We start from the raw sequence: 23089 nt of genomic DNA, 5'->3' as shown, positions 1-23089 counted from the left end.
CTCAGGCAGCCGACATATGCCGCAGTGCAAATCAAGGAAGGCGCTATCATGACCAAGGTTCTCGTTCTCTATTATTCGGCGTACGGCCATATCGAGAAGATGGCGGAAGCCGTCGCGGAAGGCGCTCGCTCGACCGGCGCCAAGGTCGATATCAAGCGCGTGCCGGAACTCGTTCCCGAAGAAGTCGCCAAGGCCTCCTACTACAAGATGGACCAGGCCGCGCCGATCGCGACCCCGGCCGATCTCGAGAACTACGACGCCATCATCGTCGGCGCCGGCACCCGCTACGGCACCGTCGCCTCGCAGATGCGCAATTTCTGGGACCAGACCGGCGGTCTGTGGGCTCAGGGCAAGCTCGTCGGCAAGGTCGGCTCGATGTTCACCTCGTCGGCGACCCAGCATGGCGGCCAGGAGTCGACCATCCTCGGCTTCATCCCGACCTTCCTGCATCACGGCCTGGCCTATGTCGGCCTGCCCTACGCCTTCCAGGGCCAGATGGGCGTCGAAGCGGTCAAGGGCGGCTCGCCCTACGGCGCCTCGACCATCACCGACGGCGACGGCAGCCGCCAGCCTTCGGAAGTCGAGCTGGAAGCCGCCAAGTTCCAGGGCGCGCATGTCGCGACCATCGCCGCCAAGGTTGCGGCCAAGGTCCTGCAGCCGGCCTAAGCCTGCACCAAAGCCGCCGCGCCCGCCTTCCTGCGTGGCGCGCTTGGAAACGCCCCGGCATCCGCCGGGGCGTTTTCGCATCCGGCGTCCGATTTCGGCCAAGCAGCTTGAACCACCCGGGCTATCCCGCTAGCTCATGGGCATGACTTCCATGGACTTCGACCGTGACTTCGAACCCGCCTATGGCCACGCCATCGCCATCGGCAGCCATGTGCGCCGCATGACCGTGCCGAATGGCGGACCGTTCACCTTCCACGGCACCAACAGCTACATCGTCGGCCATGGCGACGTCGCCGTGATCGATCCGGGACCGGACGATCCCGAGCATATCGAGGCGATCCTGCGCGCCACGACGGGCGAGCGGATCCGCCACATCATCATTACCCACACGCATCGCGACCATTCGCCGGGCGCCGCCCTCCTCAAGGCGCGCACCGGCGCGACGCTGCTCGGCGAGGGATCGCACCGGCTGGCGCGGCCGCTCGCCACCGGTGAGACGCACATGCTGGATGCAAGCGGCGACATGGAGTTCGTGCCCGACCGGAAGCTCGCCGATGGCGACCGAATCGACGGTGACGGCTGGTCGCTGACGGCGATCGCCACGCCGGGCCATGCCGCCAACCACCTCGCCTTCGCGCTCGAGGGCACGCCGCTGCTCTTTTCCGGCGACCATGTGATGAAATGGGCAACCACCATCGTCGCCCCGCCCGACGGCGCGATGGCCGACTACATGGCATCACTCGACCGCCTGGCCGAGCGCCCCGAGACGATCTACCTGCCCGGCCATGGCGGCCCGGTCGAGGACGCCCCCGCCTTCGTGCGCGGCCTGAAGGCGCATCGGCGCATGCGCGAGGCGGCGATCGTCGACCGCATCGGGCGCGGCGACCGGACCATCTCCGACGTCGTCGCCGCCATCTATCGCGACACGCCCCTCGCCCTTCATGGCGCGGCCGCGCTTTCCGTCTTCGCCCATGTGGAAGACCTGGTGGCGCGCGGCAAGCTGCGCGCGCCCGAAGGCGTCACGCTCCACGGCGTCTTCGAGCCGGCCTGACGCGCCGCCTCAGCGGGCGCGCGGCGATACCGGCGGCAGCGGCGGCAGTTCCGTCTCGTCGCCTTCCGCCGGTTCGGCGACACCCTGCAACGCCGCGTCGAGATCCTCGAAAAAGGAACGGATGCGACGCGCATTGTCGCCGAGGTCATGCGAGCCGATCCGCGACGCGGAGCGCATGTCGACCAGCGAGCCATCGTCATCGGCCAGGATGCGGATCGCGACGTCGGCCGGCAGGGCCAGCACCAGCGTCTTGGCGACGGCATCGACGGAAGCGTCGGCGTTTTCAGCGTCCGGCGCATTGGCCGTGCCGACCTTCCAGCCGCGCGAGCCGACCAGCGTCATGACGGCGTCGAAGACGCGCGGCGGCGATACCGGATAGTGGCGCGGCAGGATGTCGGGATAGGCCTTCGCCTGCTCGGCGTTGTCGGCCGCATCCGGCAGGGGATGGGCCATCCCGACGGTCGGACCGAAGGCGGGCGGATCGCTCGTATCGGTCGAGATATCGGCAAGCCGCGGCAGGCGGATCATCTCCTCGATCACCAGGCCTGGCATGACCAGAACCAGCGCCGCCAGCAGCGATCCCGCCAGCGCCCGCCCGAAGCCGAGCACGCCGTCGATCCAGATCTGTCGCATGGCGATCGCGCCCAGCACCAGCGCGATCAGCGCGATCGCCCATGCTATCGCCACCACGACGAAGAACGGCGTCGTGTCGATCTGCTCGTAGCGGTGCATCACCACGGCGACGATGAGGAGTGGGATCGGCAGGAGCGCGAGACGGAGCGACCACGGCGCCGTCCTCGCCTCACGCTCGAACGGACGCGCGGTCATGTTGTCCCTCCACGGCCACGCTGTTTCGGAGAACCAGGATGGCCAGTCTAGCGCAGCCGACCGGCATTCCCACCTTTAATCTCCTGTAACAATCCTTGTCCTCAGCCGTGATTCTTTAACCAGTTCATAAACCACGAATCCGCCATAATGGAATTTCATACGCGCAGCCCTCGGATGCCAGCCGGCGCAAGATCGGCGGAGCAACCGATGGAAACGTACAAGAGTTCGAGACTGTCATGACCATTGTGAAGCACCCCCCCTTCCGATCCAAGGCGCAACGCGACCAGGAGCAGGACCTGCAGGCCAAGTATGGCGAGCTCGGCAACCCCGAGATCGTCGCCGCGATCCTGCAGAAGAAGAAGCTCGAGCAGCAGAAGCAGCCGCAGATGCAGGCCGCGCTGCCCCCGAGCGATCGGGACTGACGCAGAGGCGTCAATCCGCGATCCGGCTCCCCCGGGCCGGATGATCGGGTCCGCGAACCCCTGTCGCCGCCAGCTTGCCCGCGTCGCGGCCTGGCGGAACGGTGGCGTGGGCCGTCGGCAGGCATTGGCTGCCGCGTCCGGATGACGCGGTCGGCTCCGCCACGCCGGCAGGCTCGCCTTAGGCGAAGGCCTGCCAGAGCAGCGACGCCGCGATCGAGAACATCACCACGCCGATCAAGATGTCGAGCGCCTGCCAGGCGACCGGACGGGCGAACAGCGGCGCGAGCAACCGAGCGCCGTAACCGAGCGCATAGAACCACGCGCCGGACGCCGTCATCGCGCCGAGCGCGAAGGCAAGCCGCGCCTCGCCCGCATGCCGGGCCGAGAGTGATCCGAGCAGCACCACCGTATCGAGATAGACATGCGGGTTGAGAAAGGTGAGCGCGGCGACGGTCGCGAGCGCCGGACCGAGCCGCGTTTCCGCCGCCCCCGTCGCCGAAAGCCCTGCCGTATGGAAGGCTCGGCGGATCGCCATCGCGCCATAGGCGAACAGGAAAGCCGCACCGGCGAGCGTCACCACGAACAGAACGCGGGGCATCGCCTGCACCAGCGAACCGAGGCCGCCGACGCCGGCGGCGATCAGCAGCGCGTCGGCCAGGAAACAGAAGGTGGCGATCGGAAAGACATGGCGCCGTACCAGTCCCTGCCGAAGCACGAAGGCGTTCTGCGCGCCGATGGCGACGATCAGGCTGGCGCCGAGGAGAAACCCCTCGATCGCGGGCCGCAGCAATTCAGTCATGGAAATATCCGGAAAATCGGCAGGAGATGGACATCGGCGAGAGCATTAGGCGACGATCGCGCCGCCGTCACCCTCGTTTGCCGGATGGAATGTCGCGCGCGACACTGCTCAGAGCAGCTTCAGCTGGTCCTTGTCGTCGGGAGGCTCCGGCTTGCGCGAACGCGGCGGCTTCGGCGGCGCCTCCGCCACCGGCTCGACGCGCGCCTGGATGGCCGGCTCGTCATTGCGGAAACTGTTGACCGCCGCGCCGATCGGAATCGCCTCGAACGTTCCGTCCGGCGGCGGCAGCAGGACCTGCCCGGCTTTGGCGCCGCGATCGACGTCGAGGCCCAGCCAGAGATCATATTGCGCGTGCGGGACCACGACCGGCATGCGTTCGTGGATCGGCGCCAGTTCGCGATTGGCCGCCGTGGTCAGGATCGTCGCCGTGTCGATGACATTGCCCTTGTCGTCCGCCCACTCGTCCCAAAGCCCGGCGAAGGCGATGACGCCCCCGCTGGCCGGCTGCAGGTAGAAGGGCTGCTTCCTGCCATTCGCGCCCTTCTGCCATTCATAGAAGCCGGTCGCCGGGATCAGGCAGCGGCGATGGCGGTAGGGCCCGCGGAAGGCCGGCTTTTCGGCGGCCGATTCCGAGCGCGCATTGAACAGGAGCGGCATGGCCGCGAGGTCCTTGGTCCAGGACGGGATCAGCCCCCAGCGCACCAGCGCCGGCCGCCGCTCGCCGCGCTCGGCCCGCACGATCAGGATGGGCTGCGTCGGCGCTATGTTGTAGCGCGGCGGAAACCACTCGATGCGGATCATCGAGAATTCGGCCTCGACGTCCTCGGGCTGCACCGCCAGCGCATAGCGTCCACACATGCATTTTGCTCCAACTCGGGCGGCCGCGCCATTTTGGTAAAGACTTCGTAAGGAAGCGCCGGTAACGATCGCCATCCTATCACCATCTCGCCGCGTATTTGCGATGCCGCCTGTCGGCACCGCATCCTGGGAGACGTCGCATGCAGTTCGGGCCGGCCTTGCCGGAAAGCAATTTCCTGAATCACGCCGAGGACCTGGCGCTGCTTCTTGAGACATTGCCGCACCGGCTCGACCTCGTCGACAGCGCTCTGGCCTGGCGACCGGAGCACCGTCGGCAGGCGCTCGCCAGCGCCGCCGGCCACCGCGACCGCGTCCGGCTCGACCGGCTGGCTAGCGAGATCGATCGCCAGGCCTCCTCGGCGCAGGACGCCGTGCGCGAAGCCGTGCGTGCCGGCAAGCTCGACCTGCTCTGGCCGATCGCCGCGCTGGCCAGGTCCGAGATCCGGCCCGTGATCGCCAAGGCCCGCGACGCCATCGCCCGTTCCGCCCCACCCGAAGAAACCCGAACCGAACACGTCGCCCCGGACGAACCCCATGCCCCCCTCGCCCGCTCCGCCTGAACCGGCGCCGAAGGCCCCCGTGCTCGGCGTCAGCGTCGCCGTCTGGCGCGACGGCAAGGTTCTGCTGATCCAGCGTGGTCACGATCCGTGGCGGGGCGCGTGGTCCCTCCCCGGTGGCCGGGTCGAGCGCGGCGAGACGCTGGCCGCAGCAGCCGCACGCGAGCTGATGGAGGAAACCGGCCTCGCCATCGGATCGCCGCGACTGGTCGACGCGCTCGACGCGATCGACCGCGCCGAGGACGGCACGGTTCGCGGCCATTTCGTCATCATCACCTTCACGGCCAAGGCCGAGGGTCTCCCGGTCGCCGCATCCGACGCGGCCGCCTGTGCCTGGTTCACCCTCGCCGAGATCGACGGCCTCGTCACGACGCCGGGGCTGAAGACGGTCGTTTCCCGCTCCGCCCCGGTCACCCGGTCGTAAAGTTCGGCCGCGACGCCGCTTCACCTTGCGGGCCGACGCGCGGCCCATCATGATCCCGCCGACCTCGGGTTCGAGCAGACAGGACGGGCGTGATCAGGCCAGGGCATCAATTCGGACGATCGACCGCGATCGCGCTGGCGCTGCTGCTCGGCCTCGCCGGTTCGCCGGCCTTCGCCGCCGACGGCAACGCCGGCTCCAGCCCGGTCGCGGGCGCGGGGGCCGCGACAGGCACCGGCGCCGGCGCAGCGGACCCACCCTATGAGCAGCAATTGCAGCGGCTGGCCGAAATCCTCGGCGCCCTGCACTACCTGCGGCCGCTCTGCGGCGCCGAGGAGCCGAGCGTCTGGCGCGACCAGATGGACCAGATCCTGGCCGCCGAGGACCCGACGCCGGAGCGGCGGGCCCGCATCGTATCGCAGTTCAACCTCGGCTTCTCCAGCTTCGCGACGGTCTACCGGACCTGCACGCCTGCGGCGCTGACCGCGATCGAACGATACCTTCTCGAGGGCAAGAAGCTGACCCGCGACATCACGGCGCGCTATGGCCGCTGATTGCGCGTGTTAACCAGTTGCATCGAATTGTTATCTAGATCTTAACCTCCCCTTCAGGATCTCGGCCCGCCGGCCGCCGCGCGTGCTACCTTGAGGATGAGGGCGATTCGATTTCTGCCCATTCATGTTGCGGAAAGCAGGCGACCCCATGGAACACGATTCCGACGAGATCCAGATTGCCGAACAGAAGCGAGCGGCCCTCGCCTACCTGACGGAAGCCTGGGACGAGGCGATTGCCGAGGGAATCGAGCCGGATATCCTCGCCCACGCGGCGCTGTTCGCCGCTCTTTCCGACCTGATCGACACCTATGGCGAGGATGCCGTCGCGGATCTCGCCGTGTCTCTGCCGGACCGCATCCGTCGCGGCGAATTCACGCTGCAGCGGACGATCCAGTAGCCGGCACGGTCGACATCGCCGATCCATTCAAAGCCTCGCAGCGGAAACGCCGGCGAGGCTTTTGCTTGTCCGGCCGTGCCGAATTTCAGACGTCGGTGCTTGGCCGTCTCCAGCCGGTCGGATATCACTGACGGGCGAAGGTAGGAGAGACGCATGCTTGGGCGCTGGACGGTTACGGGAATTGCGATCGCGATGTTGATGGCCGGGACGACTGCGTCCCACGCGGTCGTCGCCGGCGAGACCAAATCGGTGCCGACGCTCTCCATCACGATTCCGCCGGATCCGGAGGATGACGGCGCCGAGGAGCCGGCCGACACCAAACCGGCCGCGCCTGCCGCCAAGGTCGCGCCGGACGAGCCGCTGCCGGTCGTCGAATATGACGCTTCCAAGCTGCCGGAGCCGGTCCGGCGGCTGCGCGAAAAGCTGCTCGAAGCCGCCAAGACCGGCGACATCAACCAGCTGAAGCCGATCATCGACGCCAACAAGTCGCCGCCCAATCTCGGCGCCGACGAAGACCAGGACAAGGATCCGATCGCCTTCCTGAAGTCGCTTTCCGGCGATCCGGAGGGTCGCGAGATCCTGGCGATCATGAGCGAAATCCTCGACGCCGGCTATGTGCATGTCGATGTCGGCACGCCGCAGGAAGCCTATATCTGGCCCTATTTCGCCCGCTACCCGATCGATGCGCTGACGGCGCCGCAGATGGTCGAGCTGTTCCGTATCCTCACCTCCTCCGACTATGAGGAGATGAAGAGCTTCGGCGCCTACATGTTCTATCGCCTCGGCATCGCCCCGGACGGAACCTGGACCTATTTCGAAGCCGGCGACTGACGCGTCTGCCCAAGGCCGATTGACGAGGCCGTCAAGTTCATGGTTTGTTCTCCACGAACAAGGAGAACCCCATGGCCGATATGCAGTTCCATCGTGGCCGACTGATCGACCACATTCAGCTGGTCGTCGCCGATTACAAGGCGAGCCGCCGCTTTTACGAGGCGGTTCTCGGCGTCCTCAACATTCCGATTCTCGCCGGCGAGGGCTATTTCTTCGCGGACGAGTTCTGCGTCAGCAGCGGCACGCCGCCGACGGGCCGCGCCCACATCGCCTTCCAGGCACCGGACCCGGCGACGGTCGATGCCTTCCACGCCGCGGGCCTCGCCGCCGGCGGACGCGACAACGGCGCGCCGGGACCGCGCACCTATCATCCGGGCTACTACGCGGCGTTCCTGCTCGATCCGGCCGGCAACAATATCGAGGCGGTCTATCACGGCCCGGCCCGCCGTTCGGCGGAAGCGGTCGTCATCGAGGCGGCCTGAACGACCGCCTCGTGAGCGCCCCCCGAAGCTCAGCCGCGCGGCAGCGCTTCGAGGAACTGGATCGGCTCGCCGATCGAGGGCTCGGTGATCTCGCCTTCCCACATGACGCGACGGCCGCGCACGACGGTGCCGACCGGCCAGCCGATGACGCGCTTGCCGTCATAGGGCGTCCAGGCGGCGCGCGACGCGATCCACTTGTTGGTGATCGTCTCGCGCCGCTTCATGTCGACGATGGTGAGGTCGGCGTCGTAGCCGACGGCGATCCGGCCCTTGCGCGCCATGCCGAACAGCCGCGACGGACCGGCCGAGGTCAGGTCGGCCAGCCGCTCCAGCGTCAGCCGGCCGGCATTGACGTGGTCCAGCATGATCGGCACCAGCGTCTGCACGCCGGTCATGCCGGAGGGCGACGCCGGATAGGGCTTGGCCTTTTCTTCGAGCGTATGCGGAGCGTGATCGGAGCCGAGCACGTCGATGATGCCCTGCGAGATACCCTTCCAGATGCCGGCGCGGTGACGCGCGTCGCGGACCGGTGGGTTCATCTGCACCAGCGTGCCGAGCCGCGCGTAGTCCTCGGACGACAGCGTCAGGTGATGCGGCGTCGCCTCGGCGGTCGCGACATCCTTGTGCAGCGCCAGGTAGTCGATTTCTTCCGCCGTCGAGATGTGCAGCACATGGATGCGCGCGCCTGTGCGGCGGGCGATGGCCACGAGCCGCTCGGTCGCCTGCATGGCGGCGATCTCGTCGCGCCAGATCGGATGCGAAGAAGGGTCGCCCTCGACGCGGAGCGGCTTGCGCGCCTCGAGCCGCATCTCGTCCTCGGAATGGAAGGCGGCGCGGCGGCGGGTCTTGGAGAGGATCGCGGCGATTCCCTCGTCGTCGGCCACGAGAAGATTGCCGGTCGAGGAGCCGATGAACACCTTGATGCCGGCGGCGCCCGGCAGGCGCTCGAGCTCGGGAATCTCGTCGACATTCTCGCGCGTGCCGCCGACCCAGAAGGCGAAATCACAATGCATGCGATGACGCGCCCGCGCCACCTTGTCAGCCAGCGCCTCGGCGGTGGTCGTCGTCGGATTGGTGTTCGGCATCTCGAAGACGCCGGTCACGCCGCCCAGCACCGCGGCGCGCGACCCGGTTTCGAGATCTTCCTTGTGCTCGGCGCCCGGCTCGCGGAAATGCACCTGGGTATCGACGACACCCGGCAATATATGCAGACCGGTGCAGTCGATCACCTTGCCGGCGCGGCGCGGATCGACATCACCGATCGCGGCGATTCGTCCGTCGCGCACGGCGATGTCATGCGTGCCGATGCCGTCCTGATTGACGACCGTTCCGTTCCGAAAGAGAAACTCGTAGGTATCCGACATGGCCGCCCTCCCCAGTGCATACCTGATCCGCCGAAGCTCGATGACGGATTGCTGGCATCGGATTACGGAAGGCGGACGGACTTCACAAGCGCGTCCAATGCATGGGAACCATGTCTATGCGTAATGGGTCATATGCCCGCCTTACCGACCGCGGCACCGTCTTCATCGGCGGAGCCGAGGCCGAAACGTTCCTGCAGAATATCATCACGACCGACATGGGTCGCGTGGTTTCGAGCGGCGCCGGATATGGCGCGCTGCTATCGCCGCAGGGCAAGATCCTGTTTGATTTCCTCGTTCTCGCGACCGAAGGCGGCTTCCTGTTCGACCTGCCGCGCGCGCTTGCGGCCGACTTCACGAAGCGCATGACGCTCTACCGCCTGCGCGCCAAGGTCGAGATCGCCAATCGCAGCGAGGCCGATGCCGTCATCGCCTTTTGGGGCAGCGATGCCGCGCCTGCCATCGCCGGCGTCGTCGCCGCCGATCCGCGCCTCGCCGCCCTCGGCTTCCGCGCCATCGTCCCGGCCGACGCATCGCTCGACGTTGCCGGCTACGAGGCGGCGACCGAGGCGGACTATCACGCCTGGCGGACCGGGCTCACCATACCCGAAGGCGGCCGCGACTTCCCGTTCGGCGACGCCTTCCCGCATGACGTCGACATGGACGACCTCGGCGGGCTCGACTTCCGCAAGGGCTGCTATGTCGGCCAGGAGATCGTCTCGCGCATGGAACATCGCGGCACGGCCCGCCGCCGCGCCGTCGCCGTCTCCGGCGCCAGCGCCCTGCCCCCGGCCGGAACGCCGATCGAGGCGGACGGCAAGCCGCTCGGCGCGCTGGGCGGCTCGTTCGATGGCGAGAGCGGCGCGGCCGGGATCGGGCTGATCCGGCTCGATCGCGCCAAGCGCGCGCTCGACCAGGGGATGCCCATCACCGCCGACGGCATACCGCTCGCGATCGCCCTGCCCTCCTTCGCCCGCTTCGGCTGGCCGCAGGATGGCGGAGACGACGCATGAGCGGGAAGGCCGCACAACCGCGCGTCTGGCAGCGCATGCTTTCCGGCCGGCGTCTCGACCTCGCCGACCCCTCGCCCTTCGACATCGAGATCAGCGACATCGCGCATGGGCTCGCCCGTGTCGCGCGCTGGAACGGCCAGACCAGCGGCGCGCATGCCTTTTCCGTCGCCCAGCATTCCGTGCTGGTCGAGCAGATCGCCGGCATCGCCAATCCGGCGCTCCCTGCATCGGGACGGATGGCGGCGTTGCTGCACGACGCGCCGGAATATGTCGTCGGCGACATGATCTCGCCGTTCAAGGCGCTGGTCGGCGGTGAATACAAGGTGGTGGAGGCGCGACTGCAGGCGGCTATCCACCTTCGATTCGGGCTGCCGGCGGACCGCCCGGCCGCGCTCTCCGACGCGATCAAGGCTGCAGACCGGATCGCCGCCTATTTCGAGGCGACCGAGCTTGCCGGGTTTACCGCTACCGAGGCGGCGAAATTCTTCGGCCGGCCGCGCGGCGTGCATCGCGAACAGGTCGCGATCGAACCCTGGCCGACCGCAGAGGCCGAACGCCGTTTCCTCGATCGTTTCGAAGCCCTCGCCGCGATGACGGCCGGCGTAGCCGTTTCGGCGTGACCCGGCAGCGCCGAATCACTACATAGCGTCCATGCGGCCGGGCAGGCACCGACGCTCCGACCCGGATTTTCAGCCCAGATCGGGCCACCTGCCGCCTTCCGCCGACCAAGCGCACACCGAGAAGGTGCAAGGAGAACAACGATGTCCCGCATTCATGTCTGCTCGCTGTCCCGGATCGGCGCCACCGTCGCCCAGACCGGCGCCAGCCATCTCGTGACGCTGATCAATGCCGGCACGCCGGTCGAGCGTCCCGCCGCGATTCCCGAGAACCGCCACCTCTTCCTCGCCTTCAACGACATCCTGGAGCCGATGGAAGGCATGACGCCGCCGGCCGAGGAACATGTCACCGCCCTGCTCGATTTCGTCGAGGGCTGGAAGCCAGAGAAGCCGATCGTCATCCACTGCTTCGCCGGCATCAGCCGCTCGACGGCGGCGGCCTTCATCACCGTCTGCGCGCTGCGCCCGGAGCGCGAGGAGGCGGAAATCGCCGCGCTGATCCGCGCCGGCTCGCCCTCCGCCACGCCGAATCTCCGCCTCGTGCGCTTCGCCGACGAGATTCTCGGCCGCCGCGGCCGCATGGTCAGCGCGATCGAGCAGATCGGCCGCGGCCGCGACGCCTTCGAGGGCCATCCCTTCTCGCTCGATCTCGATCTGGCACGCTGACCCTACCCTGCGGGACGGGCCGGCGCAGCGCCGAGTCCACGAGCCCCGATCCCGGGCCGCCCGCCACGGCCAACGCGCCGATCGACGCATGGCGCCTGCCGCACGGTTATTTCAACATTTTCGTGTTGCAGCGCACTAAGAGCTTGATCTAGCTAGAGCTAGCGTCGATTGGCGTGGTTGCCGCGGGAGCGTGCGCAGATGACGAGATGGGTCTACACCTTTGGAGGCGGAAGCGCCGAAGGTGACGGCACGCTGAAGGAGATCCTCGGCGCCAAGGGGGCCGGCCTCGCCGAGATGAGCGCGATCGGCCTGCCCGTGCCGCCCGGCTTCACCATTTCGACCGAAATCTGCCGGCACTACCTCGCGACCGACGGCGCCTTCCCGCGCGAACTGGAACGCCAGGTTGCAAAGGCGCTCGACGGCATCGGCAAGGTCGCCGGCCACCGCTTCGGCGACACCGAACATCCACTGCTGGTTTCCGTGCGCTCCGGCGCCGCCATCTCGATGCCCGGCATGATGGACACCGTCCTCAACCTGGGTCTCAACGACGAGACCGTCGAAGGGCTGGCCCAGATCTCCGGCGACCGCCGCTTCGCCTTCGACAGTTATCGCCGCTTTATCCAGATGTATGGCGACGTCGTGCTCGGGCTCGATCACAGCGTGTTCGAGGAGAAGCTCGAGGACTACAAGCTGGAACGCGGCTACACGGTCGACGCCGATCTTGACGCCGGCGACTGGCAGGCGGTCTGCGACGTCTTCAAGGCGCTCGTCGCCGACGAACTGGAGGTCCCCTTCCCGCAGGCGCCGCAGGAGCAGCTCTGGGGCGCGATCTCGGCCGTCATCCGCTCGTGGAACAACCCGCGCGCCAAGGCCTATCGCCGCATCAACAATTTGCCGGAGGGCGGCGGCACCGCCGTCACCGTGCAGGCCATGGTGTTCGGCAATCTCGGCGAGACATCGGCGACGGGCGTCGCCTTCACCCGCCACCCCTCGACCGGCGACAGGATCCTCTGGGGCGAGTTTCTGCCGAACGCACAGGGCGAGGACGTCGTTTCCGGCATGCGCACGCCGCAGGACCTGACCGAAATCGCGCGCCGCGAGACCGGCTCCGAGTTGCCGTCGATGGAAACGGCGATGCCGGAGGTGTTCGCCGAGTTCCGCGCCGTCTGCGCCGCGCTCGAACAGCATCATCGCGACGTGCTCGATCTCGAATTCACCATCGAGCGCGGCCGGCTCTGGATGCTGCAGGCGCGGCCCGCCAAGCGGACGATCCACGCCGCGCTGAAGACCGCCGTCGACATGGCGCATGAGGGGCTGATCACCCGCGCCGAGGCCGTCGCCCGCATCGAGCCGCGCGCGCTCGAACAGTTGCTGCATCCGACCATCGACCCGGAATCGAGCGGCGACATTTTTGCACGCGGCTTGCCCGCCTCGCCGGGGGCGGCGAGCGGCACGGTCGTCTTCACCTCCGAGGAAGCCGAGATCGCCCGCACGCAAGGCCGCAAGGTTATCCTGGTGCGGGTCGAGACCAGCCCCGAGGACGTGCACGGCATGCACGCCGCGCGCGGCATCCTGACGACCCGCGGCGGCATGACCAGCCATGCGGCGGTGGTGGCGCGCGGCATGGGCAAGCCCTGCGTCTCCGGCGCCGGTACCATCCGCGTCGATTTCCACGCCGGCACGATGTCGGCCGGCGGCCGCACCATCCATCGTGGCGACACGATCACCATAGACGGCGGCACCGGCCAGGTCCTGCTCGGCGCCGTGCCGCTGCGCGAGCCGGAGCTTTCGGGCGCCTTCGCCGAACTGATGGAATGGGCCGACAGCTTCCGCCGGCTGAAAATCCGCACCAATGTCGACACGCCGGCCGATGCACGCGCCGCGCGCGGCTTCGGCGCCGAGGGCATCGGCCTCTGCCGCACCGAACACATGTTCTTCGACGCGCGCCGCATCGTCGCCGTGCGCGAGATGATCCTGGCCGAGACCCCGGCCGCCCGCGCCGAGGCGTTGGCCAAGCTGCTGCCGATGCAGCGCAGCGATTTCGCCTCGCTGTTCGAGATCATGTCCGGCCTGCCCGTGACGATCCGCCTGCTCGATCCGCCCCTGCACGAGTTCCTGCCCAAGGGCGAGGCCGAGATCGCCGAGCTGGCGGCGATCATGGGGATTTCGCCGGCCAAGATCCGCGCCGGCACGCAAGCGCTTTCCGAAGCCAACCCGATGCTTGGCCATCGCGGCGTGCGGCTCGCCATCTCCTTCCCGGAGATCGTCGAGATGCAGGCGCGCGCCATCCTGGAGGCGGCGCTCGACGTCGCCGACGAGACCGGAATCCCGGTCGACCTCGAGATCATGGTGCCGCTGATCGCCAGCAAGGCGGAGCTGGACCTCGTCAACAGCCACATCCGTGCGGCGGAAGCGCTCGTCCGCCAGATCCACGGCCGTGCGCCGAGATACCAGCTCGGCACGATGATCGAGCTGCCGCGCGCGGCGCTCGCCGCCGGCGAGTTGGCCCGCAGCGCGACCTTCTTCTCGTTCGGCACCAACGACCTGACCCAGACGACGTTCGGAATTTCGCGTGACGACGCCGCGACTTACCTGAACACCTACCTCGCCAAGGGCATCCTGCCGCACGATCCCTTCGCCTCGATCGACCGCGACGGCGTCGGCGAACTGATCCGGATCGCCTGCGATCGCGGCCGCGCAACCCGGCCCGAACTGAAGCTCGGCGTCTGCGGCGAGCATGGCGGCGACCCCGCCTCGATCCATTTTTTCGCCGAAATTAACCTTGACTACGTCTCCTGTTCGCCGTTCCGGGTGCCCGTCGCCCGCCTGGCAGCCGCTCAGGCCGCCTTACGAAACAGAGATACCGCCAATTTCGACTTCCCTCCCCTGCCGTCGCCCGCCGAGCTTCCAGACCGTTAACCTCGCTTTTAGGTTAATGCCGCAGATTCCAGCCACGTGACCAGCAAACAACACTGGTCGGTTTCGTTCCGTGCGCGTGGAGTTGCGTACCTCATGGCTGGATCCAAGCGGCGTCCGACGTCAGGAATGTCCCCCCGCGCCCAGTCGGGCAATCTTCCGCAATTCGTCCTTCGACGTCGCCGCGCGCGGCCATCGCTCGGCCGGATCGCGCTGCTTTCGGGTATTCTCGCCAGCGGCATCGTCGCGCTGTCGTCGACCACCGTCGCGCTGCAGGACGTCGCCAGCCAATACGGCAAGGACCTTTCCGTTTCGCAGCGCTGGCTGGCTCGGCTGATGCCGCGGCCTTCGGGTGAGGCGTATCAGCCGGGCGGCTCCTCGACGCCGAACGCCCGCCTCGTCGCCGGCGACGCGATCAGCGACGGCGTCCTGATCGAACCCGTGCTCGACGTCGTCAAAAAGGGCGTCGTCTCGGCGCCGGAATTCACGCCGCCCTCGGTCAACCGCCAGGGCAAGCACGACATCACCGTCGCCCAGCGCAAGCCCGAGCCGATCAAGACGGCGGCCGCGCGCTTCAAGGCCGGCGTACTGCAGACGGCCAATCTCGGCAGCCTGTTCAGCTCAGCCAACGCTGTACCGAAAATGGCGTTCCTGACCGCGCAGGACATCGCCGCGGCCGACCAGCCGCTGCGATACGCTTCCAGCGACACCGCCAAGGCAGACACGTCCAAGGCCGGCATCGACGGCAAGAAGGGCGAAGAGGTCGCGAAGCCGGTGGTGGCTCTCGCCTCCATCGCGCCGCTGCCGCGCCGCAACGAGCTTTTGGCCCGCAGCAAGGACGCCTCGAACGCCGGCGCCGCCAAGTCGCCGAGCGATCTCGTCGTTTCGGCCTATGCCAATCCCGACCAGGACAAGGCGCTCAACGCGCCGTTCACGGCGCTTCTGAACCGGCCGATGGCGATCGGCAAGGACGGCAAGCCCGACCATTGGTGGGTGACGAACAAGATCCCCGCCAGCGCCCGCTCCGCCTCGGAGCAGAAGTGCCTGGCGACCGCGATCTATTTCGAGGCGCGCGGCGAATCGGTGAAGGGCGAACTGGCGGTCGCGCAGGTCGTCATCAACCGTCTGAAGAACCCCGCCTATCCGAAGACGATCTGCGGCGTCGTCTACCAGAACAAGGACATGCGCAACGCCTGCCAGTTCTCGTTCGCCTGCGACGGCATCCCCGACCGCATCACCGACGCCACATCCTGGGCGCGGGCGCAGACGCTCGCCAAGCGCGTGCTGTTCGAGGAGAACTGGTGGAACGCCGACGTCGGCTCGTCGACGCACTACCACGCCAACTACGTGAAGCCGCGCTGGGCGCGGACGATGAAGAAGATGCAGAAGGTCGGCCACCACATCTTCTACAAGACCTATGGCGGCGGCTGGATCTGAGGCGGCATCGTTTGAAACTCGGATCGGCTTGACGGCGTCGGCGCTTCCATCCCCTCGCCGTCATCCCGGCGAAAGCCGGGATCCACCGATCTGACGGGCTCAGCCCTTCCACTCGGGACGCCGACCAGGCGCGATGGCGTGCATCGCAAGGCGACGGGCCGTAACACCGCGGAAACCGAAAAGGATGGATCCCGGCTTTCGCCGGGATGACGGGGAGTGTGGCCAGGCGGCGAGCCGCATTCCTGAAACGCCGAACCGAAGCCTCCCCTACCCGACCTCGACCACCAGCCGGCCGCGGACCTTGCCATCGACGATCTGGCGTGCGGCGTCGATCACGTCTTCGAACGCAATCCGCTTCGTCATCGCCGCCAGCTTCCTGCGGTCGAGATCGCGGTCGAGGCGGTCCCAGGCCGCGATGCGGACGGGTTTCGGCACATAGACAGAATCGATGCCGTAGAGCGTGACGCCGCGCAGGATGAACGGCGCCACGGTGGTGGGAAGCTCCAGACCACCCGCGAGCCCGCAGGCGGCGACGGCGCCATCATAGCGGATCATCGACAGGATATTGGCGAGCGTCTGGCCGCCGACGACATCGATGGCGCCGATCCAGCGCTCGCGCGCCAGCGGCTTGCCGGCGCCGTTGAGATCGGAGCGCGGGATGATCTCGCTGGCGCCGAGCCCCTTCAGATAGTCCGCCTCTTCCGGGCGCCCCGTCGAGGCGACGACGTGATAGCCGAGCCCGGCCAGCAGGGCGACAGCGACCGAGCCGACGCCGCCGGCCGCTCCGGTCACCAGCACTGGTCCCGCCGGCGGATGAATGCCGTGACGCTCCAGCGCCATCACCGCCCGCATCGCCGTGTAGCCGGCCGTGCCGATCGCCATCGCCTCGTCCGGCGAGAATCCGGAGGGCAGCGCGATCAGCCAGTCGCTTTTCCAGCGCGCCCGCTCGGCCCAGGCGCCGAGATGCAGTTCGCCGACGCCCCAGCCGTTCAGGAGCACCCGATCGCCTGGCTTGAAGGACAGCGAGGCCGACTGCTCGACGATGCCGACGCCATCGACGCCCGGCACCATCGGAAAGCGGCGCACGACCGGCGCCCGTCCGGTGACGGCCAGGCCGTCCTTGTAGTTGACGGTCGAGCGCTCGATCCGGATGGTGACATCGCCCTCCATCAGGTCCGCGTCGGTCAGGCTGACGAAACCGCATGACTGCTCGCCGCTCGCGTCCTTCTGGATCAGGATGGCCTTGAAGCCGGGCATCGGAGATCTCCTCCTGGTTTGACGATCGGCGGGATGCATCCGATCATAGGAAGCTGGAACCTCTTCGATAAGTCCGCAGCCCCGGCCATGGTTCAGAAAGGCGCGATTGGCGCCCCTTTGGACGCGCGTTCCGGGCGCTACCGCGCCGCGCTTCCTTGACCGGGCGGGCGCCGCCCGATTAGGGTGCGCCGCCTTCGCGTCGCATCACGCCACGCGTCCGAATTTCTCAAGGTTTGCCGGTGTTCGAAACACTTCCTCCCCACATGTGCCCCGACCGGTCCTTCCAGGGCCTGATCCTGACGCTGCAGCGCTTCTGGGCCGACTATGGCTGCGCGATCCTGCAGCCCTACGACATGGAAGTGGGCGCCGGTACCTCGCATCCCTCGACCATGCTGCGCTCGCTCGGTCCGAAGCCGTGGAAGGCCGCCTATGTGCAGCCCTCGCGCCGGCCGAAGGACGGCCGCTATGGCGAGAACCCGAACCGCCTGCAGCACTACTACCAGTTCCAGGTCATCCTGAAGCCGAACCCGCCGAACCTGCAGGAGCTCTATCTCGACTCGCTGCGCGCCATCGGCATCGACATGGCGCTGCATGACGTGCGCTTCGTCGAGGACGACTGGGAGAACCCGACGCTCGGCGCCTGGGGCCTCGGCTGGGAGTGCTGGTGCGACGGCATGGAAGTGTCGCAGTTCACCTATTTCCAGCAGGTCGCCGGCATCGAGTGCAATCCGGTCTCGGGCGAGCTCACCTACGGCCTCGAGCGCCTCGCCATGTATGTGCAGGGCGTCGACAACGTCTACGACCTGAACTTCAACGGCCGCGAGGGCGACGAGAAGGTCACCTATGGCGACGTCTTCAAGCAGGCCGAGCAGGAATATTCGCGGCACAATTTCGAGTATGCCGACACGGAGATCCTGTTCCGCCGCTTCCAGGACTGCGAGAAGGAATGCCAGGCGCTGCTCGCCGCCGGCGGCATGGTGCTTCCCGCCTATGACCAGTGCCTCAAGGCTGGCCACGCCTTCAACCTGCTCGACGCGCGCGGCGTGATCTCGGTCACCGAACGCCAGAGCTACATCCTGCGCGTGCGCGAACTGGCCAAGGCCTGCGGCGCCGCCTGGCTGGAAACCCCGGCCGGGGGGAAAGAATAAATGCCCGATCTCCTGCTTGAACTTTTCTCCGAGGAAATCCCCGCGCGCATGCAGCGCAAGGCGGCGGAAGACCTGAAGAAGCTCGTCACCGACGCCCTCATAGAGGCCGGCCTGCATTATGAGGGCGCCAAGGCGTTCTCGACGCCGCGCCGCCTCGCGCTGACCGTCAACGGCATTCCGGCCCAGTCGGCCGCGACGCACGAGGATCGCAAGGGGCCGAAGGTCGGCGCCCCCGACGCCGCGATCCAGGGCTTTTTGCGCGGTGCGGGACTAACCTCGCTCGATCAGGCGCATATCCATTCGGATCCGAAGAAGGGCGATTTCTACGTCGCCCACATCCATAAGCCTGGCCAGGACACCAAGGACGTGATCGCCGCGGCGATCCCCGCCATCATCCGGTCGTTCCCCTGGCCGAAGTCCATGCATTGGGGCAGCGGCAAGCTGCAGTGGGTGCGCCCGCTGCAGTCGATCGTCTGCACTTTCGGCCCGGAAACCGAAGAGCCGGAAGTGATCGACTTCGACGTCGACGGCCTCCGCTCGGGCAAGATCACGCATGGCCACCGCTTCATCGCGCCGAGCGCGATCCCGGTGAAGCGCTTCGACGACTACATCGAGAAGCTCGAGCATGCATCGGTCGTGCTCGACGCCGATCGCCGCAAGGACATCATCCTGCACGATGCGCGCGACCGCGTCTTCGCGCTCGGGCTGGAGCTGGTCGAGGACGAGGGCCTGCTCGAGGAAGTCGCCGGTCTGGTCGAATGGCCGGTCGTGCTCGTCGGAACCTTCGAGGAAGAGTTCCTCGGCATTCCGCCGGAGGTGATCCGCGCCACCATCCGCGCTAACCAGAAGTGCTTCGTCGTCCGCAAGCCCGGCACCTCCGAGCTCGCCAACCGCTTCGTACTGGTCTCGAACATCGAGGCGAAGGACGGCGGCGCGGCGATCACGGCCGGCAATGGCCGCGTCATCCGCGCCCGTCTGTCGGACGCCAAGTTCTTCTACGACACCGACCTGAAGACCCGGCTCGAAGACCGGCTGCCGAAGTTCGAGCAGATCGTCTTCCACGAAAAGCTCGGCACCCAGGCGGAGCGCATCCTGCGCCTGCAAAAGCTCGCGGCAGCCATCGCCCCGCTCGTCGGCGCCGACGTCGACAAAGCGCGCCGCGCCGCGCTGCTCGCCAAGACCGACCTCGTCACCGAAGTCGTCGGCGAGTTCCCCGAGGTCCAGGGCCTGATGGGGCGCTATTACGCCGCCGCGCAGGGCGAGGATGCCTCGGTCGCGATCGCGATCGAAGACCACTACAAGCCGCAGGGCCCGGGCGACCGCGTGCCGACGGATCCGGTCGCGATCGCGGTGGCGCTCGCCGACAAGCTCGACACGCTGACCGGCTTCTGGGCGATCGACGAGAAGCCGACCGGCAGCAAGGACCCCTATGCGCTGCGCCGCGCCGCGCTCGGTGTCATCCGCATCGCGCTCTCGATCGACGCCAGGCTGTCGCTCAACGGGGCGATTGCAAAGGCAATCGACGGCTACAACGACCAGACCGAAGCCGACGCGCTCACTGCCTATGAGACGGCGCAGGACCGCGTCACGACCCAGGACGTCGATGGCGAGCAGGATCTCGACAATGCGCTCGAGAGCTATGGCCGCCGGCTGCGGCGCGATCTCGACGCCAAGACGCCGGAGATTGTCGCGGACCTGATCGCCTTCTTCGCCGATCGCCTGAAGGTTCAGTTGCGCGACCAGGGCGCCCGGCACGACCTCGTCGACGCCGTGTTCGCGCTCGGCGGCCAGGACGACCTGCTGCTGATCGCCCGCCGCGTCGAGGCGCTCGGCCAGTTCCTCGACACCGAGGACGGCAAGAACCTGCTCGCCGGCTACCGCCGCGCCGCCAACATCCTGAAGGCCGAGGAGAAGAAGGGCGACAGCTTCGACGGCGCCGTCGATGCCGCGCACCTGAAGCTCTCGGAAGAGCGCGCTCTGCACGTCGCGATCGCGACGGCCCGCGCCGAGGCAGAAGCGGCCGTGGCGCGCGAGGACTACGAGGGCGCGATCGCCGCGCTCGGACGCCTGCGCGCGCCGGTCGATGCGTTCTTCGACAAGGTGCTGGTCAATGCCGAGGAGGCCGAGGTCCGCGCCAACCGCCTCCGCCTGCTCAACGCGCTCCGCAGCGCCACACTCGCCGTGGCGGACTTCGCCAAGGTCAGCGGCTAGGACAACCGGACGGCCGGGGCATTCTGTCCCGGCCGCTTCCCCGCCTTTTTCCCGCTCCGGGCGCATCCGCACAAACCCGTGCAAGGGCTTCCACTGACAGAGCTTTTCCCGCTGCCGCATCCGTCGGCCGGGCCCGTTCGCCTGTTCTCACGCAGCGTAACGGCGTTGTGACGCCCGGAAGCATTGATCTGGGGCGCAAAAGGGCAGATGTCCCCCCTTGCCTTCGGCCGGGGCGACATCCCCGAAAAAACCATCCGATCAGAAAATCGACGCGCGGGCGGCCATGCCGTCTCCCGAGTTGCACGTCGTTGCCGATGGCATGGGCTCAAGGAGCACATATCATGGACCATCAAAGATCGATTTCGCTTGCTCTCGCCGCGTCGCTTCTGCTCGCGGCGGCGCCAGCATTCGCCGGTCAGCATCACACGGGCAGTACGTCGTTCGGCGGCATGGGGACCGCAGGCGGACCGTCGATGAGTAGGGGCTCGACCTCCGGGAGCAACCCGGTCACCCGCACCCTGTCCATCATCCAGTCGGGAACCACATCCTCCGGATGGACGAATCCAGCCACACTGGGCAGTTGGCCCGGCGGCTGGAACTGGCCGGGAAAAGGCGGCAGCGGCTCACCGACGCCGACGCCGACGCCCACCCCCACGCCAACGCCAACGCCAACGCCAACGCAGTTGGAGCGCGTGCTGCTCGGCCTGGGGAGCGGCGCGGGCGGCGGAAGCAGCAGCAGCATGCCGGACTATGATTGCACCACCTATGGCTACTCCAACGCCCCGCAATACTGCGCGTTGCCGCCGACCTACGGGCTGGAGTGATAGGCTGCGAGCGGGCTAGACGCCCCGTGTTCGCGACCGGGGTCACCGCCTGTGACCCCGGTCATATTGCGATTTTGGTGAAAGGGCGATGGTGCCCCTGCCGTCGGCCGGGGCATTCCCGGCGCAGGATCTCCGAAAGGGATCGCATGGGCGCGCGGACGACAGGGTGTCGATCCGGATATCGCGTCGCCATCGATGGCCAGCTCGAAGGAGCCCATCATGACGACCAAGTCCTACACCGGAAAGACCGGCAAGCGCGCCGCCTTCACGCTCGCAGCCCTTGCCGTCGCCTCGCTGTTCATCGCCGACATCGCGCCGGCCGTGGCGCAGTCGCGCCCCTCGACCCACCCGTCGGGCGGCACGACGTCCTCGACCGTTCCGGGCGGGCCGGATCGCGGTGGCGACGGCGGTATGCCTTCGGCGAGTTGCGGCGAATTCGGCTATGCCAACATGCCGTCCGGCTGCATGATCCAGGCCGTCGCCTGCATCTGCCCGAACGACAGCGACCCGAACTACCGGGCGCCTTCCAGCTGTGAAGGGATTTCGCGCAACGCCCGGCGCGCAGCCGAACGGCAGTGCGCCAAGGGCGCACAGGTTTCTCGCCGCCTGTTCTAGGCGGAGCGGTGGCTCCCGGAACTAGACACGGTCGCTGGGACGGTAGATGCCGGTCACAGGATCCTGAACCAGAGTCGCCATGGGACGTTCGGCCATGGCGCGCTCTGCCTCCCGCATCCGGACCGCGACGCGCTCGCGCGTCCGCATGAGGGTCCGGGCGGTGATCACGCCCAAGGTGCCGAGAAGCGCCAACATCACAACCTGCGGCATCATCCTATCCTTCCCTGTCGAGTCCCTGGCCCATCCGCCTTGGAATGGCGCGGAGACCCGGCCTGCAGCTAGAGCCCGAACCGGCTCCAATGCGCGCGTTCTTCCAGTTTGGAAACCGCACTCTCCACCATATTGTCCGCAATCGCGGCAGAGGCAAGGCCGCCAGCCCCGCCGCCGCCAAATCGCGCCAACACGCCGCGCTTCGGCGCGACCAGCACCATGCGCACCTTGTCGCCGAACCGGCCGCGCAGATAGGAGCGCAGGTCGCCGATCCGGTCGACAAGGCCGAGTTCCAGCCCTCGCGCCCCCGACCAGAAGGCGCCGGAGAACAGCGTCGGATCATCGGCAAGCCGCTCGCCGCGCCGCGCCCGCACCAGATCGATGAACATGTCGTGCACGTCGCGCTGCAGCGACTTCAGGTGCTGGACGTCGGATTCCTTTTCCGGCTTGAACGGATCGAGCATCGCCTTGCTCTCGCCGGCGGTATAGACGCGGCGCTCGACGCCGATCTTCTCGATCAGCTTCTCGAAGCCGAAACCGGCCGAGACGACGCCGATCGAGCCGACGACGGAACTCGGATCGACGATGATGACGTCGCCGGCGAGGGCGATCAGATAGCCGCCGGACGCCGCGACGTCCTCGACCGCGATGATCACGTCCTTCTTGTTCTCTTCGGCAAGCGCGCGGATGCGCTTGAAGATGAGGTGCGACTGGACCGGCGAGCCGCCCGGCGAGTTGATCACGATGCCAACCACCGGCGCCTGCTTCATGGCGAAGGCGCGCTCCAGCAGCGGCGCGACGCCGGAAAGCGTCAACCCGGTGCGGAACTGCGAGACGGCGCCGATGACGCCTGCGAGGCGGACGACCGGCACGACCACCTCCTCCTTGCGGAAACGGGCCGGAAGCCGCTTGCGAATGGCTGACATGAGATCCTGGAACACGGCGATC

General features: G+C 67.6%; 25 protein-coding genes. 18 read left to right on the top strand and 7 right to left on the bottom strand.

The features are described 5' to 3' along the window. Positions 1 to 48 precede the first annotated feature (48 nt). Complete coding sequence (gene wrbA / locus WFK98_RS04215; RefSeq protein ID WP_266339885.1) at positions 49 to 666, top strand: NAD(P)H:quinone oxidoreductase type IV; 618 nt, start codon at positions 49 to 51, stop codon at positions 664 to 666. A gap of 142 nt (positions 667 to 808) precedes the next feature. Further along, positions 809 to 1717 carry an MBL fold metallo-hydrolase gene (locus WFK98_RS04210; RefSeq protein WP_336799369.1) on the top strand — a complete coding sequence of 303 codons (909 nt, stop codon included), beginning with the start codon at positions 809 to 811 and terminating at the stop codon, positions 1715 to 1717. A 9-nt stretch (positions 1718 to 1726) separates the two neighbouring features. Here the strand turns inward: WFK98_RS04210 and WFK98_RS04205 are convergent, their stop codons facing one another. After that, positions 1727 to 2545: a DUF1499 domain-containing protein gene (locus WFK98_RS04205; RefSeq protein ID WP_336799368.1), complete on the bottom strand. Its 819-nt coding sequence runs from the start codon at positions 2543 to 2545 to the stop codon at positions 1727 to 1729. Between the two features lie 236 nt (positions 2546 to 2781). Here WFK98_RS04205 and WFK98_RS04200 point away from each other — a divergent pair, with 236 nt between their 5' ends. After that, positions 2782 to 2967, top strand: coding sequence for a hypothetical protein (locus WFK98_RS04200; RefSeq protein WP_266339882.1), 186 nt, complete (start codon positions 2782 to 2784; stop codon positions 2965 to 2967). Positions 2968 to 3145: 178 nt separating this feature from the next. On the opposite strand, the gene WFK98_RS04195 is transcribed toward WFK98_RS04200, so the two are convergent. Both WFK98_RS04195 and WFK98_RS04190 read right to left on the bottom strand, forming a co-directional pair. Continuing rightward, on the bottom strand, positions 3146 to 3757 hold the full coding sequence (locus WFK98_RS04195; protein WP_266339958.1) for a LysE/ArgO family amino acid transporter: 612 nt from the start codon (positions 3755 to 3757) through the stop codon (positions 3146 to 3148). A gap of 117 nt (positions 3758 to 3874) precedes the next feature. After that, positions 3875 to 4624 carry an SOS response-associated peptidase gene (locus tag WFK98_RS04190; RefSeq protein WP_266339881.1) on the bottom strand — a complete coding sequence of 250 codons (750 nt, stop codon included), beginning with the start codon at positions 4622 to 4624 and terminating at the stop codon, positions 3875 to 3877. Between the two features lie 140 nt (positions 4625 to 4764). Between WFK98_RS04190 and WFK98_RS04185 the strand changes: the two genes are divergently transcribed. From WFK98_RS04185 to WFK98_RS04160, 6 genes are all read left to right on the top strand, one after another. After that, positions 4765 to 5184, top strand: a complete 420-nt coding sequence (locus WFK98_RS04185) for a hypothetical protein (RefSeq protein ID WP_336799367.1) — start codon at positions 4765 to 4767, stop codon at positions 5182 to 5184. Further along, positions 5159 to 5605: an NUDIX hydrolase gene (locus WFK98_RS04180; RefSeq protein WP_336799366.1), complete on the top strand. Its 447-nt coding sequence runs from the start codon at positions 5159 to 5161 to the stop codon at positions 5603 to 5605. The genes WFK98_RS04185 and WFK98_RS04180 overlap by 26 nt, the downstream gene beginning before the upstream one ends. A gap of 89 nt (positions 5606 to 5694) precedes the next feature. Next, positions 5695 to 6156 (top strand): TIGR02301 family protein, encoded by a 462-nt coding sequence (locus WFK98_RS04175; RefSeq protein ID WP_266339878.1) that lies wholly within the window; start codon positions 5695 to 5697, stop codon positions 6154 to 6156. A 148-nt stretch (positions 6157 to 6304) separates the two neighbouring features. Further along, positions 6305 to 6553, top strand: coding sequence for a hypothetical protein (locus WFK98_RS04170; RefSeq protein ID WP_266339877.1), 249 nt, complete (start codon positions 6305 to 6307; stop codon positions 6551 to 6553). Between the two features lie 153 nt (positions 6554 to 6706). Beyond that, on the top strand, positions 6707 to 7384 hold the full coding sequence (locus tag WFK98_RS04165) for a hypothetical protein (protein WP_266339876.1): 678 nt from the start codon (positions 6707 to 6709) through the stop codon (positions 7382 to 7384). Positions 7385 to 7455: 71 nt separating this feature from the next. Further along, positions 7456 to 7866: a VOC family protein gene (locus WFK98_RS04160; RefSeq protein ID WP_336799365.1), complete on the top strand. Its 411-nt coding sequence runs from the start codon at positions 7456 to 7458 to the stop codon at positions 7864 to 7866. A gap of 29 nt (positions 7867 to 7895) precedes the next feature. On the opposite strand, the gene WFK98_RS04155 is transcribed toward WFK98_RS04160, so the two are convergent. Next, complete coding sequence (locus tag WFK98_RS04155) at positions 7896 to 9230, bottom strand: dihydroorotase (protein WP_336799364.1); 1335 nt, start codon at positions 9228 to 9230, stop codon at positions 7896 to 7898. Between the two features lie 116 nt (positions 9231 to 9346). Here WFK98_RS04155 and ygfZ point away from each other — a divergent pair, with 116 nt between their 5' ends. The 5 genes from ygfZ (at position 9347) to WFK98_RS04130 (ending at position 15876) form a co-directional block, all read left to right on the top strand. Continuing rightward, positions 9347 to 10240, top strand: a complete 894-nt coding sequence (ygfZ, locus tag WFK98_RS04150; RefSeq protein ID WP_336799363.1) for a CAF17-like 4Fe-4S cluster assembly/insertion protein YgfZ — start codon at positions 9347 to 9349, stop codon at positions 10238 to 10240. After that, positions 10237 to 10860, top strand: coding sequence for an HD family hydrolase (locus WFK98_RS04145; RefSeq protein ID WP_336799362.1), 624 nt, complete (start codon positions 10237 to 10239; stop codon positions 10858 to 10860). Before ygfZ ends, WFK98_RS04145 begins: the two co-directional genes overlap by 4 nt. A 141-nt stretch (positions 10861 to 11001) precedes the next feature. Then, complete coding sequence (locus WFK98_RS04140) at positions 11002 to 11523, top strand: tyrosine phosphatase family protein (protein WP_266339871.1); 522 nt, start codon at positions 11002 to 11004, stop codon at positions 11521 to 11523. A gap of 198 nt (positions 11524 to 11721) precedes the next feature. After that, positions 11722 to 14442 carry a pyruvate, phosphate dikinase gene (gene ppdK / locus WFK98_RS04135; protein ID WP_266339870.1) on the top strand — a complete coding sequence of 907 codons (2721 nt, stop codon included), beginning with the start codon at positions 11722 to 11724 and terminating at the stop codon, positions 14440 to 14442. A 126-nt stretch (positions 14443 to 14568) separates the two neighbouring features. Continuing rightward, the gene (locus WFK98_RS04130; RefSeq protein ID WP_336799361.1) at positions 14569 to 15876 is read left to right on the top strand and encodes a cell wall hydrolase; all 1308 of its coding nucleotides are present in this window, start codon (positions 14569 to 14571) and stop codon (positions 15874 to 15876) included. A 267-nt stretch (positions 15877 to 16143) separates the two neighbouring features. On the opposite strand, the gene acuI is transcribed toward WFK98_RS04130, so the two are convergent. After that, entirely contained in the window at positions 16144 to 17133 is a 990-nt protein-coding gene (acuI, locus tag WFK98_RS04125) for an acrylyl-CoA reductase (NADPH) (protein WP_336799360.1), read from the bottom strand. Positions 17134 to 17396: 263 nt separating this feature from the next. Between acuI and WFK98_RS04120 the strand changes: the two genes are divergently transcribed. The 4 genes from WFK98_RS04120 (at position 17397) to WFK98_RS04105 (ending at position 21931) form a co-directional block, all read left to right on the top strand. Beyond that, the gene (locus WFK98_RS04120) at positions 17397 to 18281 is read left to right on the top strand and encodes a glycine--tRNA ligase subunit alpha (protein ID WP_336799596.1); all 885 of its coding nucleotides are present in this window, start codon (positions 17397 to 17399) and stop codon (positions 18279 to 18281) included. Then, positions 18282 to 20492, top strand: coding sequence for a glycine--tRNA ligase subunit beta (gene glyS / locus WFK98_RS04115; protein ID WP_336799359.1), 2211 nt, complete (start codon positions 18282 to 18284; stop codon positions 20490 to 20492). 341 nt (positions 20493 to 20833) lie between these two features. After that, positions 20834 to 21316, top strand: a complete 483-nt coding sequence (locus WFK98_RS04110; RefSeq protein WP_336799358.1) for a hypothetical protein — start codon at positions 20834 to 20836, stop codon at positions 21314 to 21316. Positions 21317 to 21535: 219 nt separating this feature from the next. Further along, a complete protein-coding gene (locus WFK98_RS04105; RefSeq protein WP_336799357.1) occupies positions 21536 to 21931 on the top strand; it encodes a hypothetical protein in 396 nt (131 codons plus the stop codon). 21 nt (positions 21932 to 21952) lie between these two features. Here the strand turns inward: WFK98_RS04105 and WFK98_RS04100 are convergent, their stop codons facing one another. Together WFK98_RS04100 and WFK98_RS04095 are read right to left on the bottom strand one after the other, a co-directional pair. Further along, positions 21953 to 22144, bottom strand: a complete 192-nt coding sequence (locus tag WFK98_RS04100; protein ID WP_336799356.1) for a hypothetical protein — start codon at positions 22142 to 22144, stop codon at positions 21953 to 21955. Positions 22145 to 22209: 65 nt separating this feature from the next. Then, positions 22210 to 23067, bottom strand: a complete 858-nt coding sequence (locus WFK98_RS04095) for a S49 family peptidase (RefSeq protein ID WP_336799355.1) — start codon at positions 23065 to 23067, stop codon at positions 22210 to 22212. Positions 23068 to 23089 lie beyond the last annotated feature (22 nt).

This window comes from Kaistia sp. MMO-174 (genome assembly GCF_037147815.1).
Taxonomy (GTDB): domain Bacteria; phylum Pseudomonadota; class Alphaproteobacteria; order Rhizobiales; family Kaistiaceae; genus Kaistia; species Kaistia nematophila.
Note: the sequence above shows the minus strand (reverse complement) of the source record. Positions and strands in the feature narration are given on the sequence as shown.